Source organism: Methylomonas montana (genome assembly GCF_030490285.1).
Taxonomy (GTDB): Bacteria; Pseudomonadota; Gammaproteobacteria; order Methylococcales; family Methylomonadaceae; genus Methylomonas; species Methylomonas montana.
In genome coordinates, this window is sequence record NZ_CP129884.1 from 1144040 (window position 1) to 1158990 (window position 14951).

At 50.5% G+C, this 14951-nt stretch carries 10 protein-coding genes and 2 tRNA genes; all 12 read left to right on the forward strand.

Going from position 1 to position 14951, the window contains the following annotated elements; translation table 11 throughout:
- Positions 1-81: 81 nt before the first annotated feature.
- The 12 genes from tig (at position 82) to QZJ86_RS05600 (ending at position 14881) form a co-directional block, all read left to right on the forward strand.
- Positions 82-1377: a trigger factor gene (tig, locus tag QZJ86_RS05545; RefSeq protein ID WP_301937129.1), complete on the forward strand. Its 1296-nt coding sequence runs from the start codon at positions 82-84 to the stop codon at positions 1375-1377.
- A gap of 46 nt (positions 1378-1423) precedes the next feature.
- Positions 1424-2029, forward strand: a complete 606-nt coding sequence (gene clpP / locus QZJ86_RS05550; protein WP_301938919.1) for an ATP-dependent Clp endopeptidase proteolytic subunit ClpP — start codon at positions 1424-1426, stop codon at positions 2027-2029.
- Between the two features lie 103 nt (positions 2030-2132).
- Positions 2133-3407 (forward strand): ATP-dependent Clp protease ATP-binding subunit ClpX, encoded by a 1275-nt coding sequence (gene clpX / locus QZJ86_RS05555; RefSeq protein ID WP_301937130.1) that lies wholly within the window; start codon positions 2133-2135, stop codon positions 3405-3407.
- 175 nt (positions 3408-3582) lie between these two features.
- On the forward strand, positions 3583-6000 hold the full coding sequence (lon, locus tag QZJ86_RS05560) for an endopeptidase La (RefSeq protein WP_301937132.1): 2418 nt from the start codon (positions 3583-3585) through the stop codon (positions 5998-6000).
- A 206-nt stretch (positions 6001-6206) separates the two neighbouring features.
- Positions 6207-6479, forward strand: coding sequence for an HU family DNA-binding protein (locus tag QZJ86_RS05565; RefSeq protein WP_020482925.1), 273 nt, complete (start codon positions 6207-6209; stop codon positions 6477-6479).
- Positions 6480-6492: 13 nt separating this feature from the next.
- A tRNA-Val gene (locus tag QZJ86_RS05570) sits at positions 6493-6568 on the forward strand.
- Positions 6569-6574: 6 nt separating this feature from the next.
- Positions 6575-6651: transfer RNA gene (locus tag QZJ86_RS05575), tRNA-Asp, on the forward strand.
- A 98-nt stretch (positions 6652-6749) separates the two neighbouring features.
- Complete coding sequence (locus QZJ86_RS05580; RefSeq protein WP_301937137.1) at positions 6750-8618, forward strand: SurA N-terminal domain-containing protein; 1869 nt, start codon at positions 6750-6752, stop codon at positions 8616-8618.
- 383 nt (positions 8619-9001) lie between these two features.
- Positions 9002-10855 carry a peptide-binding protein gene (locus tag QZJ86_RS05585; RefSeq protein ID WP_301937139.1) on the forward strand — a complete coding sequence of 618 codons (1854 nt, stop codon included), beginning with the start codon at positions 9002-9004 and terminating at the stop codon, positions 10853-10855.
- Positions 10856-10870: 15 nt separating this feature from the next.
- Positions 10871-11947 carry an ABC transporter permease gene (locus tag QZJ86_RS05590; RefSeq protein ID WP_301937141.1) on the forward strand — a complete coding sequence of 359 codons (1077 nt, stop codon included), beginning with the start codon at positions 10871-10873 and terminating at the stop codon, positions 11945-11947.
- Complete coding sequence (locus tag QZJ86_RS05595; RefSeq protein WP_301937142.1) at positions 11940-13121, forward strand: ABC transporter permease; 1182 nt, start codon at positions 11940-11942, stop codon at positions 13119-13121. Before QZJ86_RS05590 ends, QZJ86_RS05595 begins: the two co-directional genes overlap by 8 nt.
- On the forward strand, positions 13118-14881 hold the full coding sequence (locus tag QZJ86_RS05600) for an ABC transporter ATP-binding protein (RefSeq protein WP_301937144.1): 1764 nt from the start codon (positions 13118-13120) through the stop codon (positions 14879-14881). Before QZJ86_RS05595 ends, QZJ86_RS05600 begins: the two co-directional genes overlap by 4 nt.
- The last annotated feature ends 70 nt before the right edge of the window (positions 14882-14951 follow it).

Below are 14951 nucleotides of genomic sequence, written 5' to 3' on the forward strand. Positions count from 1 at the left end.
CCTTAAGTTCCCCAGATTTAAACATCGCCGGCTGGTCTCCCAAAATATAAAACCGAATTTTTAATTTTTTGAGGTAATGCAATGCAAGTTTCTGTCGAAAAGACATCAGAATTGAGCCGAAAAATGACTGTTAGTATTCCTGATGCCGTGGTTCAGGAAAAAATGGAAACTCGCTTTAAAAAACTTGCCCGCGAAGTAAAGGTCGACGGTTTTCGTCCGGGTAAAGTGCCGGCGAGCATGGTTAAGAAATTGTACGGCGATAGAGTTAAAAACGAAGTGACTGGCGATTTGATTCAATCGACTTATTTCGAAGCACTGCAACAACAAGATCTGAACCCGGCCGGTCAGCCGCATATTCATCCGACCGAGAAAGCCGAAGGTTTTGAATATATCGCCGAGTTCGAAGTCTATCCGGAGATCGCGCTGGACGGTGTGAGCGAGCTGAAAGTCGAGCGTCCTTCCGCGACAGTTGAAGAGGCGGATGTCGACAATATGATCGAAAAGCTGCGTCAGCAAAAGAAAACCTGGAATACCGTGGAACGGGCTTCTCAGGAAAGCGATCGGGTGACGATTAATTTCTCCGGCGTGTCCGAGGGCGAGAATTTTACCGACGGTAAAGTCGAAAATTATCAAGTCGAAATCGGCGGCAAACAGATGATTCCCGGTTTCGAGGATGAATTGAAAGGCTTGGCTGCGGGTGAGGGCAAAACTTTTTCGATTACTTTCCCGGATCAATACAACAGCGAAAAATTGGCCGGCAAAGTTGCCGAGTTCGAGATTGAATTAGTTAAAGTCGAAGAGCCAACTTTGCCTGTTGTCGATGAAGAATTTATTAAGGCTTACGGCGTGGAAGAAGGCGACGCAGTCAGTTTCCGCACCGATGTGCGCGCCAATATGGAAAGAGAGTTGGTGCAAGGCCTGAAAAACAAGTTGAAAAATGCGGTGATGGATGCATTGTACGAAAACATCGTTATCAATATCCCGAACGCGCTGATCGATCAAGAAATTCAAGCCTTGATGAAACCTTACGCCGAACGCGCTAAAAACATGCGTTTGAAACTGGAAGACCTGAACTTGCCGAGGGATGTATTTGAAAATCAAGCAAAACGCCGAGTGGCCTTGGGTTTGATTCTTGGCGAAATCATCCATAAAAACGAGATTAAAGTCGATGCCGATAAAGTGCGTGCGGTGATCGAGGATATGGCGAAGAGTTATGAACGCCCCGAAGACGTTGTGAACTGGTATTATGCCGACAAGGCCCGTCTCAATGACGTGCAGCAGATGGTTTTAGAAGATCAGGCTGTTGCATGGATTGTCAGTCAGGCTAAAATCACCGACGTAACAGTTGGTTTCGATGCAGTGATGGAAAAACAGTAACGAATGAGGGCTAAACGTGTTTAACCAAAATGTGATGAGCGAAATGATGGCGCCGCATGCGGCGGGTGGCTTAGTGCCGATTGTGGTTGAACAAACAGCTCGTGGGGAGAGATCGTTCGATATTTATTCCCGTTTGCTGAAAGAGCGGGTAATTTTTTTAGTTGGTCAAGTGGAAGATTACTCGGCTAATCTGGTGGTAGCGCAATTGCTGTTTCTGGAATCTGAAAATCCGGATAAAGATATTCATTTGTATATCAATTCTCCCGGCGGCTCAGTGACAGCGGGGATGTCGATTTATGACACCATGCAATTTATCAAACCCGATGTCAGCACCATGTGTATCGGTCAGGCCGCCAGTATGGGGGCTCTGTTGTTGGCCGGTGGTGCACATGGTAAACGCTATTGCTTGCCTCACTCCAGGGTGATGATTCATCAACCTTTGGGTGGTTTTCAAGGCCAAGCATCGGATTTTGATATTCATGCCAGGGAAATTTTGGCTATCCGTGACCGGTTGAATAAAATACTGGCTCATCATACCGGGCAGCCACTGGAAAAAATCCAGCAGGATACGGACCGGGATAATTTTCTGAGTTCTCAGCAAGCGGTTGATTACGGTTTGATCGATAAAGTATTGACTAGTCGTACTGTTTGATAAGTGTCGCGTTGCCTCGTCGAGAGTGCGGAGTGATTTGAATGTTAGTTTTTGATATATTTCATCGCCATGACGAGGCAATGTATCACGGTGGAGTCTGTCTATGAGTAGAGACAAGAAAGGTAAAGACGACGAAAAACTTCTTTACTGTTCTTTTTGCGGTAAGAGTCAAAATGAAGTCAGGAAGCTGATTGCAGGCCCATCTGTTTACGTTTGCGATGAGTGTGTAGAGCTATGCAATGACATAATCAGGGATGAGTTGCTGGAAGACGAAATGTCGGTGGGCGGCGGAGCGTTGCCTAAGCCGAAGGAAATCAAGCAAGAACTGGACGGCTACGTCATTGGCCAGGAAAATGCCAAAAAAATTCTAGCGGTGGCGGTTTACAACCATTACAAACGTTTGCGCAGCAATAGTAAGAAATCGGATGTCGAGCTGGCTAAGAGTAATATCTTGCTGATTGGTCCCACCGGCTCCGGAAAGACCTTGCTGGCGGAAACGTTAGCCAGATTATTGGATGTGCCGTTCACAATCGCTGATGCTACGACGCTGACCGAGGCCGGCTATGTCGGTGAAGACGTTGAAAACATCATTCTGAAAATATTGCAAAAATGCGATTACGATGTGGAAAAGGCGGAAACCGGTATCGTCTACATTGATGAAATCGATAAAATTTCTCGTAAGTCCGACAATCCGTCGATTACTCGCGATGTGTCCGGCGAAGGTGTGCAGCAAGCTTTGCTGAAGCTGATCGAAGGTACTGTTGCGTCTGTACCTCCGCAAGGTGGCCGCAAGCACCCGCAACAGGATTTTTTGCAGGTTAATACTGCGAATATCTTGTTCATCGTCGGCGGTGCATTTGCCGGTTTGGATAAGGTTATTAAACATCGTACCGAGAAAGGCGGTATCGGATTCTCGGCCGAAGTTAAAACCAAAGACGATAAACGAAACGTCGGCGAGATTTTCGCTGATGTCCGTTCCGAGGACTTGATCAAATATGGTTTGATTCCCGAGTTCGTCGGTCGTCTACCGGTGATAGCAACGCTGGACGAGTTGGATGAGGCTGCGCTGATCCAAATTCTCACTCAGCCTAAAAATGCCTTGATCAAACAATATAAACATTTGTTTGAGATGGAAGGCGCCGAATTGGAGTTTAGGGATGATTCCTTGTCGGCGATTGCTCGTAAATCGATGGAAAGAAAGACCGGTGCTAGGGGATTGCGTACCATCGTCGAGAATGTGTTGTTGGATACTATGTACGAACTACCTTCTAACGACAAAATATCGAAAGTGGTGATCGACGAGAGCGTCATTTTGGGTAACTCCGAGCCGATTTTGGTCTATGAAACCGAGCAGAAATTGGTCGCTTCGGATGCTTAAGCATCTGCGTTAAATACCAATTGCGCCTGATTAAGCGCAATAACCAAATTTGGAGGGGGCTTTGTTGTCAAAGTCCCCTTTTTTTTGCTCGAAATTAAAGATACTTGTTTTCTAAGGGATCATCCTCATATAGGATGACATCTACTGTTTTGAGCTGCTCAAGGGAGCAAATGAAATGACCGACTTAAATGCTAATGATGAACTGATCCCAGTCCTGCCTTTGCGGGATGTGGTGGTATATCCGCACATGGTAATTCCATTGTTTGTTGGTAGAGGGATGTCAATCGATGCCCTCGACGCTGCCATCAAGCAGGATAAGCAGGTGCTGTTGGTCGCTCAAAAGCAGGCCGACATCGACGAGCCTGGATTCGATGATTTGTACAAGGTCGGTACCCTGGCCAATATTTTGCAATTGTTGAAACTGCCGGACGGTACCGTGAAAGTCTTGGTTGAAGGTAGTCAGCGTTGTTCGGTGATTCGCTATCGGGAAGTGGACAACTATTGCGCGGCGAGCGTGGTTGAGTTGAGCGACGAACTCAATATTAACGAGCAAGAAGCGGAAGTTTTGCAGCGCACGGCGATTAATTCGTTCGATCAATATGTGAAATTGAATAATAAAATTCCCCCGGAAGTGTTGAACTCCTTGGCGGGCATCGACGACCCTAGTCGTTTGGCCGATACCATGGCGGCGCATATGGCCTTAAAGGTTGAAGAAAAGCAGTCTATGCTGGAAATGATCGATGTCGCCAAGCGTTTGGAAAATCTGATGACGCTAATGGAGGGCGAAGTCGATATTCTGGAGATGGAAAAGAAAATTCGCGGTCGCGTTAAGAAGCAAATGGAAAAAAATCAGCGCGAATATTATCTGAACGAGCAAATGAAAGCCATTCAGAAAGAGCTGGGCGAAATGGACGAAGCCAGCAATGAAATCGAAGAATTGGAACGAAAAATTGCAGCGGCCGGCATGTCCGTCGAAGCGAAAACCAAGGCGACAGCCGAGCTGAATAAGCTGAAAATGATGTCGCCGATGTCAGCGGAAGCTACCGTGGTGCGCAATTACATTGACTGGATGGTCAATGTGCCTTGGAAAAAGAAAACCAAAGTCCGCCACGATTTGAAAGTAGCCGAAGAGGTATTGGAAGCCGAACATTACGGGTTGGATAAGGTCAAGGAGCGGATACTGGAATATCTCGCCGTGCAACAGCGTGTGAAGGCGCTGAAAGGGCCCATTTTGTGTCTGGTCGGTCCTCCGGGCGTTGGTAAAACCTCTCTTGGCCAGTCGATTGCGCGGGCCACCAACCGCAAGTATGTGCGGATGGCGTTAGGCGGGGTTAGAGATGAAGCGGAAATACGCGGGCATAGACGCACCTATATCGGTTCGATGCCTGGCAAGATTTTGCAAAATTTGTCGAAAATCAAAACCCGCAATCCGATGTTTTTGTTGGACGAAATCGACAAGATGGCGGCGGATTTTCGCGGCGATCCAGCGTCGGCGTTATTGGAAGTACTTGATCCCGAGCAAAATCACACCTTTTCGGATCACTATCTGGAAGTGGATTTCGATTTGTCCGATGTAATGTTCGTTGCTACCGCTAACACGATGAATATTCCGGCGGCCTTGATGGACCGGATGGAAATTATCCGCCTGGCCGGTTATACCGAGGACGAAAAAATCAATATCGCCATGCGGTTTTTGATTCCCAAACAGATAAAAAATAACGGCCTGGCGGAGTCGGAAATTCATATCTCCGAAGCGGCGGTTAAAGATATTGTCAGGTATTACACACGCGAAGCCGGTGTCCGGGGATTGGAGCGGGAGATCTCGAAAATTTGCCGCAAAGTGGTCAAAGATTTATTGCTGAAATCCAGAAAGGCTCGCACTTCAGTCACTGAAAAAAACCTGGATAAATATTTGGGTGTCAGACGATTCAGCTACGGTATGGCGGAAGATAACGATCAGATCGGTCAAGTGACCGGTTTGGCCTGGACGGAAGTCGGTGGCGAACTGTTGACGATCGAAACGGCAGTCATGCCGGGCAAGGGCAAGCAATTGGCCACAGGTAAGCTGGGCGACGTGATGAAGGAGTCAATAGAGGCCGCCGTGACGGTCGTGAGAAGCCGAGCCAATATTTTGGGTATCGATAGCGATGTATTTCAGAAGAACGACATTCATATACACGTGCCGGAAGGTGCCACGCCAAAAGACGGGCCCAGCGCCGGTATCGGCATGTGTACAGCGATCATTTCGGCATTGACCAAAATACCGGTTAGAGCGGATGTGGCGATGACCGGCGAAATTACATTGCGTGGCGAAGTGTTGCCGATCGGTGGCTTGAAAGAAAAACTGCTAGCCGCGCATCGTGGCGGCATTACTACTGTCGTGATTCCCGCTGAAAACGAAAAGGATCTGGCAGAGATACCGGAGAATATCAAACGTAATTTGGCGATTAAATGTGTGCGCTGGATAGATGAAGTGTTGGAGCTGGCTTTACAGTATATGCCAACGCCCATAACGGCGGTCGCGGTGCCTGAAATTGGTGAGGCTGCTGGTACTAAGGTTGAGGTAAAGCAGCAAGGCGTTGTCGCTCACTAGGTGTAGGGTTGAATCTGTGGAAACCATAAAAATCGTGGCTTCCACAGATGTCAACGCTTGACATCGCTCGTAGGCGGTTGATATAAATGTCGGCCTCTCGCAGAGGAGAGGCTGTAAATCGGGTTGGTGGAAAACCGGTTGGTGGGCAAATTTAACCGTTTGTTTGCTGAGCATAATTAATACAACGACATCCTAAGGGGAAATAAATGAATAAATCGGAACTTATTGATGCAATCGCCAGTGCGTCTCAGTTAACCAAAGCCGATGCAGGTCGCGCTTTAGATGGTTTTATCAAAGCAGTAGAAGATGCTTTGAAACAAGGCGATTCCGTCGCTTTAGTCGGTTTTGGCACTTTCGATGTTAAAGAAAGAGCAGAGCGCAAAGGCCGTAATCCGCAAACAGGCGAAGAGATTACGATCAAGGCTGCAAAAATTCCTTCATTTAAAGCTGGTAAATCTTTAAAAGATGCTGTAAACTAGCCGCTCTTTAGTCGGGTGCTTAGCTCAGCTGGGAGAGCATCGCCCTTACAAGGCGAGGGTCGGGGGTTCGAACCCCTCAGCACCCACCAGACTTTGGAGCGGTAGTTCAGTTGGTTAGAATACCGGCCTGTCACGCCGGGGGTCGCGGGTTCGAGCCCCGTCCGCTCCGCCAAAACAGAAACCTCGGGCCGTATGGTTCGAGGTTTTTTTTTGCCTGTTAATTTTATGGCCTGAAGTGATCGGGTTTAATTCTGTTTAAGGACAGCGTTTATGCTTTTAGAGATTAGAGAAAAGGTGCAGGGCGTATTTGCATCGATCATACTGATATTGATTTGTGTGCTTTTCGGTTTATGGGGCATCCAAAACTATCTTGGCGGGGGTAAAGAAGCGCCAGTGGTATCGGTTGGCGATAAAGATTTTTATCAGCGCGATGTCAATCAGGCCTACCAGCAATATGCGCAGAATCTGGCGGGTATGAAATTCGATGAAGAAACCGTAAAAAAACAGGCGCTGGAAAAATTGGTTCGCGATGAAGTATTGCTGCAATATGTTCAGGATCAAAACCTGTTGGTAAGCGACGATACCGCTAGGGAATTCGTCCAAACACTCGAATATTTTCAAAAAGACGGTAAATTCGATAAGACTCAATACCAGACTTTGCTGGGTTCGCAAGGCATGTCTTCCGCAGAGTTCGTCAATCGCATTAAAAAAGCCCTGGTGATGGAGCAATTCCAGCGCGCTGTCGTTGATAGCAGCTTCGTTACGCCGAGCGAAATCAATAGTTTCTTCAAAATTCAGAATCAAACTCGCGATGTCGAATATGTGGCGGTGCCGTTAACGCCGGTTAGCCAACAGCCCGGCGACGAGGAAATTAGCGCTTACTATCAACAGCATCAGGACGCCTATCAGACCGAAGAAAAGGTGGCGATTGAATATGTAGAGTTATCTCTCGACAAATTGGCGGCGGAAGTAAAAGCCAGCGAAGAGCAGTTGAAGGCGTATTACGAAGAGCAAAAAGTGCAATTCACGACCAAGGAGCGCAGAAAAATCAGCCACATTCTGTTCGCTTTCAGCAAGGATAAGTCCGCCGATGACCAAGCTTTGCAAAAAGCCTTGAAAGCCAAACAAGACTTAAAAACCAAGGATTTTGCCGCCTTGGCCGCGGAAGTGTCCGACGATAAATTAACCGCTAAAAATGGCGGCGATTTAGGGCTGTTCAACGTTGGCGTGATGGAAAAGGCCTTTGAAGATGCCGCCAGCAATCTGAAGCTGGGCGAGGTCTCCGAGCCGGTTAAGTCTGCTTTCGGTTACCATTTGATCAAAGTCACCGAATTGATTCCCGGTGATGTCAAACCCTACGAAGCTGTGAAAGCAGAAGTGACCAAGGCTTACCAAAAAGCCCAAGCCGAAGCCAATTTCAATACCTTGGCCGAGAAATTAGCGGCGGTCAGTTACGAAAATCCCGATAGTTTGGCTGCTGCCGGGAAGTTGTTGGGGATGGAGGCGATTAAGACGCCTGAGTTTACCAAGGCGGAAGGTGCCGGCATTGCCGCGGAAGAAAAAATTCGGGCGGCGGCTTTTTCAGAAGACGTATTGAAAGGCAGCAACAGCGAGCCGCTTGAAATTGGCAACGAAAAATTGGTGGTGTTGCGGATGGTGTCGCATCAACCGGCGGCCAGCAAAGAACTGAAAGACGTGAAAGCTCAAGTCATTGCCGCAATTCAACGCGATAAGGCCAAACAACAGGCGATAGCGACGGCCGATAAAATCAAACAAGAGTTGGCGGCCGGTAAAACCTTGGCTCAAGTCGCCGAAGCTCAGCATCTGGCCGTGAAAAAAGTGACTGCTCTGACTCGTAACGCCAGCGATTTGCCGGCGGCGGTTACTCAGGAAATCTTCAAAATCGCTAAGCCTCAGGCTGGACGGCCCAGTGTGGCGGTAGTCGACGAAGTGGGTGGCGGTAAATTGGTGTTGAGCATCAATAAGGTTAACGAAGGTGTGATGTCTGATAGCGACAAGAGCAAACAGGCTGTAATTGCTAAAAATATTGCTTCAGCCTTTGGCAAAGCCCAACTTGAAGCAGTATTGAATGCGTTGCAAACTAAGGCCGATATCGCCATACATACGCAAAAACAATAAGCGTCAAACTGTAGACACACAGACGCCGAAAAGGGAGCATTAAGCTCCCTTTTTTATTGGGCGCATACCTTTTGTATAGGAATGGTTTTGACCGTTACACGATTTTTCAGGTATGCGACCTGGCTGATTTTGCGGTCAAGCATATCTATAAGTTGGCAGGTTCGGAAAAACTCTGGGAATGGGCCGCAGAGATAAGGCTTAACGGTCAGGCACAAAACGAGTAACGATAAAGCCCGATGCCGGTCTTTAAAAATCGCCGAGCTAAGGGTAAAGTAAGCGAGGTTCACGGACTTTAGAAACCTAACAATCGGAACTGCGCGCAGGCCGAATTCATCGGAGTAGTCGCGTCATCCGGCGTTGAAACATTTGGACAGACTTAATCAATGCAAAATCAAACCACCACTCGAGATTGGATTCTCTATTCGCTACTCAGCCTGTCGATCCTCCTTATCTTGTTAGCGATGTATCAGATCGACCGGCAATGGCTGAAATTGAGCGAGATGCAAGCCGCATTGTCGGAGCAGGCCAAAGACATGCGCGAATTGCGCGGGGCAATTGCTTCTGGTGCGATTGCCGCAAAGACGTCGACAAATTCTGCTGCCAGCGGCGAAGTGGCTCAGGCATTTAAACGCGCAGATGCGGCTAGCCGTTTGCCGGATTATGCGCAGGGAGATTGGAGCGTCGACGCATTCGGTACCAATCTGAAAACCATTACGCCACTGGTTTCGGCCGATGCCTACGCTTCCAGTGTGCAGAACTACGTGTTGGAAAGTCTGATCACCCGCAATCCGGATACCTTGGAATGGGAAGGCTTGATCGCCAAAAATTGGACGGTCAGTGAAGACGGTTTGGTAATCAGTTTCCGGATGCGTGAGGATGTCAGTTTCTCCGACGGCCAGCCTTTAACAGCCGACGACGTGGTATTTAGTTTCGATTTCATCATGACCGATGCGATCCAGGCGCCGCGCGAACGGGCCTACTTGGAAAAAATCAAGAGCGTCAAAGCCAACGGCAAGTACGAAGTGGTGTTTACTTTCAAAGAGCCGTATTTCGAGGCGCTGTCGCTGGCAGGCGGTATCGGCATCATGCCCAAGCATTTTTACGAGCCCTATTTGAAGGAGCCGCAAAAATTCAACGAATCCAAAGGTTTGTTGCTGGGTAGCGGTCCTTATCGATTAAACGATCCGAAAAACTGGACGCCCGACAAGGGCAATATAGAGCTGGTACGTAACGAACGTTACTGGGGAGACGTGCAGCCGTCCTATCATCGGATTCTCTGGAAGATCATCCAAAACGATAGCGCCCGCTTAACCACCTTTCGCAATGGTGACATCGACTCTTATTCGGCGCGTCCGGTGGAATACCAAGAACTTAAAAAAGATCCGCAAATCCAGGCCCAGAGCCAGAACTTCGAATACATGCCGCCGGTGGTGGGGTATAGCTATATCGGCTGGAACCAGGAGCGTGGCGGTAAACCGACCCGTTTCGCCGACAAACGCGTGCGTCAGGCGATGACCTATCTGACCGATGTCAGTCGGGTGATCAAGGATGTGTTCCTGGATTATGCCGAGCCGGCAGTCAGCCCGTTCAGTAAAGCCAGCAAACAGCACGATACCGCCTTACAGCCTTATCAGGCCGATCTGGATAAAGCCAAAGTGCTGCTGAAAGAAGCCGGTTACCAAGATAAGAACGGGGACGGCGTGTTGGAAGACAAGGCCGGCCAGCCTTTCGAATTCAAACTGACTTATTTTCAAGCCAACGAAGACACCAAACGCATGGTGCTGTTGCTGAAAGACTTATATGCGCGCGCCGGAGTCAGGATGATACCGACTCCACAGGAATGGCCGGTGATGCTGGAAAACCTGGATAAAAAAGATTTCGATGCGATTACCCTGGGTTGGACCAGCGGCATCGAAACCGATTTGTACCAAATATTCCATAGCTCGCAAGCCGTCAGCAAAGGCGATAACTACGTCAGTTACAAAAATCCGGCGCTGGATAAGTTAATTGACGACGCCCGCCGCAGCGTCGATGAAGCCAAGCGTATGCCGCTTTGGCAGCAGGCTGAACACATTCTTTACGAAGACCAGCCCTATACCTTTTTGATGCGGCGTAAGAGTCTGCTATTTGTCGACAAGCGTATCCACAACCTGCAAATGACCAAACTGGGGTTGAACTTTGGCTCCTTGCCGCTGGAAAACTACGTGCCGCTGGCCCAACAAAAATATACGCAATAAGCTAAGGACTAGCCGATGTTGACCTATTTACTGCGGCGCGAGTTGCTGATGATCCCCACCTTGTTGGGGATTACCGTGTTGGTGTTCAGCGTGATGGCCATGTCGCCGGGCGGCATCAGTGCCCAGACGCTGATTGGCGGCATGGACATGAAGCCACAAGAAAAGCAGGCCTTGCTGGATTATTACAACAAACGCTATGGCCTGGATCAGCCCGCGCCGGTCCAGTATCTGCGCTGGCTGAATAATGTCTCGCCGATAGGCTTCGTCACCGACGCTCAAGGCCAGCGCGGCGAGTTTTCCTTTAGCAAAGGCATGGATCTGGGCACCAGCTTTCAATACGGTCGGCCGGTGGCGGACATACTGGCCGAGCGCATCCCGATCACTTTGTTGCTGAATCTGGTCACGCTGCCGTTTACCTACATTATCGCCATCATGGTCGGCATGAAGGCCGCGACCCAGCGCGGCAGTGCTTTCGACGTCGGTGCCGGGGTATCGATGCTGGCTTTGTGGTCGATTCCGACCATGCTGGCTGGGGTTTTGCTGTTGGGCTTTTTCGCTAACATTCAGCATTTTCAATGGTTTCCAACCGCCGGGATTAGCAGCCGGGAAGCGCAAGACATGCCGTTCCTGCCGCATTGGGATGCAGGCGGTTTTGTGCGAGGGTTCCTGCTGGATAGAATCTGGCATCTGATCTTACCGGTAATTTGCCTGTCCTACGGCGGCTTTGCCGCTTTAGCGAAACTTACGCGTACCTCTATTCTGGAAAATCTACATGCCGATTACGCCCGCACCGCCCGCGCCAAAGGCCTGGCTGAAAACGATGTACTCTGGAAGCACGTATTCCGTAATAGTTTATTGCCCTTGATAACCGTCTCTGCCGGTTTGCTGCCCAGTCTGTTGGCCGGCTCCTTGATCGTCGAAAATATATTCAGCATCAACGGTATGGGCCAGTTGGCGGTGGAGGCGGTGAAAGGTCGCGACCGCGAGTTGGTGCTGTCGATTACCTGGATCAGCGGCTTTCTGACCTTGATTGGCTATCTGATCGCCGATTTCTGTTACACCCTGGCCGATCCGCGGGTGAGTTATGACTAAGCCCGTGATCAGCCGCGAATCTTTTTCTGCGCGTATCTGGCGCAAAACCCTGGCCGGCGTCGGCGTAAAATTCGGATTTGCCTGGGTGGCGTTGCTGGTGTTTTGCGCGGTCTTCGCGCCGTTTCTGGCCAATTCCATGCCTTTGCTGATGAGCAGGGATGGCGTGATTTCCGCGCCGGTGCTGGAATATCTATCCGTGGAAGACGCCTGGATCTTGACCAGCTTTTTTATTGCGTTGGCGGTATACCGGTTAAAAGTCGGCGGCGGCAAGCAGATTCTGTTGTTTTTACTGGGCAGTGCGTTAGCAGCGGTGCTAGTCAATAGCTTCGTCAAACCGCCGGTGCTGGTAATCTACGACGATTTTCGCAGCACCGCTTACACGCAAGTGGACTGGAAAATCATGCCGCCGATTCCCTATGCGCCCGTCGATTATCTGCGGGATCTGGGTAGCAAGGGCCTGGAAGCGCCGTTTACTACCGAAGGCCATACCCATTGGATGGGCACCGAAGAAAACGGCGCCGACGTGTTAAGCCGGATGATTCATGCCTGCCGGATTTCCTTGAGCATCGGTTTGATCGCCTCCGGCATCGCGTTGGCTATCGGCATCGTGGTCGGCGGCTTGATGGGTTACTTCTCCGGTATCGTCGATATGCTGGGCATGCGGCTGGTGGAGATTTTCGAAGACATTCCGACGCTGTTTCTATTGCTGACTTTCGTCGCCTTCTTCGGCCGCAGTTTGTACATGATGATGGTAATCATCGGCGTCACCGGTTGGTCTGGGTACGCCCGTTATGTGCGCCAAGAGTTTTTGAAACTGCGCAATCAGGATTATGTGCAGGCGGCTGTCGCCAGTGGCTTGCCGCTCACCTCGATATTGTTCCGCCACATGCTGTCCAATGGCGTCGCGCCTTTATTGGTGGCTGTGAGTTTTGGCGTGGCCGGGGCGATTCTGTCAGAAGCGACTTTAAGCTTTCTGGGCCTGGGCGTGGTCGATGCGCCATCCTGGGGGGCGATGCTGGATCAAGCGGTTAAATCCTCGACCTTTAACTGGTGGATGGCGGTATTCCCCGGCGGCTCGATATTCATGACGGTGTTTGCCTACAACCTGATCGGCGAAGCGTTTCGGGACGCGATTGATCCGCGCTTGTCGGATAAGGCCGGGGTCAAATCATGAGTCTAGCCTTGCTGGAAGTGCGCAATCTGCGCACCTATTTAAGGTCCGGCGGCGGCGAAGTGCGGGCGGTGGACGACATCAGTTTCAGCATCCCCAAGGGCGAAACCTTTTGCCTGGTCGGCGAGTCCGGTAGCGGCAAGTCGGTCAGCGCCTTGTCCGTAATCCGCTTATTGCCAGACGGTGTGGCTTCGCACCCCAGCGGCGAGATTTTGCTGAACGGGCAGGATTTGTTAAAGCTGGACAATCCAGGTATTCGCGCGGTGCGCGGCTTGAAAATCGCGATGATTTTCCAGGAGCCGATGACCTCCTTAAATCCGGTGATGAGCATAGGCGAGCAGATCACCGAAGCGCTGCAATTGCATCATCCAGATATGGACGACGCGGAAGCCACCGAGCGTACCATCAAGGCTTTGGAACAGGTGCAGATCCCCAATGCTTCCAGCCGTTTTGCCGACTACCCGCACCAACTCTCCGGCGGCCAACGCCAACGGGTGATGATCGCGATGGCGCTGGCCTGCGAGCCGCAATTGCTGATCGCCGACGAACCGACCACCGCGCTGGATGTGACCGTGCAAGCCGAAATTTTGCGCCTGATGCGCCAATTGCAGGACGATACCGGCATGAGCATGCTGTTCATCACCCACGATTTCGGCGTCGTTGCGCAGATGGCGCAGTGGGTAGGGGTGATGCAGCAAGGCAAGCTGGTGGAAGTTGGCGAGTGCAAATCAGTACTGCGTAATCCTCAACATCACTATACCCAACAATTGCTGGCCGCCGTGCCGGAAAACCTGGCCAAGCCGGTTGTCGAGCCTGCGCACGCCGAAGATCCCGACCCAGCCGATGACGAAAGCCTGAGTGACAGCGATAAAAAACTGCTGTCGGTGCTGACTCGCGCCGGTTTACGGGGACAATCCAAGCAGCATGTTTTGATGGCCAATACGCCCGGCGCGCTGCCAAATGCAGATGAGCAGCCCTTGCTGCAAATCCGTGATTTGAAAGTCTGGTTCCCCATCAAAAAAGGTTTGTTCCGGCAAACCGTCGATTACGTCAAAGCCGTGGATGAAGTATCGCTGGATATTCCTCTCGGTGAAATCGTTGCTTTGGTCGGCGAATCCGGCTGCGGCAAGACCACTTTGGGCCGGGCGGTATTGCAACTGGAGCCGCCAACCGCCGGCAGCATCCGTATCGACGGTCAGGAGTTGACCGGTCTGTCCGCCCGCGAACTGCGGCCGCTACGCCGCAAGATGCAGATTGCCTTTCAGGACCCGCAGTCCTCGCTTAACCCGCGCTTACTGGTCGAAACCACTTTGACCGAGCCGATGAAAGTACACGGTATCGGCGCCAATCAAGAAGAGCGTATCGAACTGGCTGGGCAACTGTTGGAAGACATGCAACTCAGCCGCGAATCGCTCTGGCGCTATCCGCACGAATTTTCCGGTGGCCAACGCCAGCGCATCGGTCTGGCGCGGGCTTTGGCCTTGAATCCGGAGTTTGTGGTTTGCGATGAAATTACCAGCGCGCTGGACGTGTCGGTGCAGGCGGAAATTCTGCAATTGCTGCTCGATATTCGCCGTCGGCGGAATCTGACCTTGTTGTTCATTACGCATAATATTGGGGTGGTGGAGTATCTCAGTGATCGGACGGTGGTGATGTATAAGGGGAAGATTGTAGAAGAAGGCTTAACTGCGAAGGTTTGTGGGGCGCCGCAGCATCCGTATACTCAGAAGTTGTTATCGGCGGTGCCGCGATTGGTGGTATAGGGCTTGTTGGGATGATATGCAGAAACTTTTTAATTACTTGTTAGGCATAAACGTTCAAAAATGGAGAAGG

Coding starts and splice junctions, on each gene's coding strand:
- lon (WP_301937132.1), top strand. CDS start 3,583: ATGACCGACTTAAATGCTAATGATGAACTGATCCCAGTCCTGCCTTTG.
- QZJ86_RS05595 (WP_301937142.1), top strand. CDS start 11,940: ATGACTAAGCCCGTGATCAGCCGCGAATCTTTTTCTGCGCGTATCTGG.
- QZJ86_RS05600 (WP_301937144.1), top strand. CDS start 13,118: ATGAGTCTAGCCTTGCTGGAAGTGCGCAATCTGCGCACCTATTTAAGG.
- QZJ86_RS05565 (WP_020482925.1), top strand. CDS start 6,207: ATGAATAAATCGGAACTTATTGATGCAATCGCCAGTGCGTCTCAGTTA.
- QZJ86_RS05580 (WP_301937137.1), top strand. CDS start 6,750: ATGCTTTTAGAGATTAGAGAAAAGGTGCAGGGCGTATTTGCATCGATC.
- tig (WP_301937129.1), top strand. CDS start 82: ATGCAAGTTTCTGTCGAAAAGACATCAGAATTGAGCCGAAAAATGACT.
- clpP (WP_301938919.1), top strand. CDS start 1,424: ATGGCGCCGCATGCGGCGGGTGGCTTAGTGCCGATTGTGGTTGAACAA.
- QZJ86_RS05585 (WP_301937139.1), top strand. CDS start 9,002: ATGCAAAATCAAACCACCACTCGAGATTGGATTCTCTATTCGCTACTC.
- clpX (WP_301937130.1), top strand. CDS start 2,133: ATGAGTAGAGACAAGAAAGGTAAAGACGACGAAAAACTTCTTTACTGT.
- QZJ86_RS05590 (WP_301937141.1), top strand. CDS start 10,871: ATGTTGACCTATTTACTGCGGCGCGAGTTGCTGATGATCCCCACCTTG.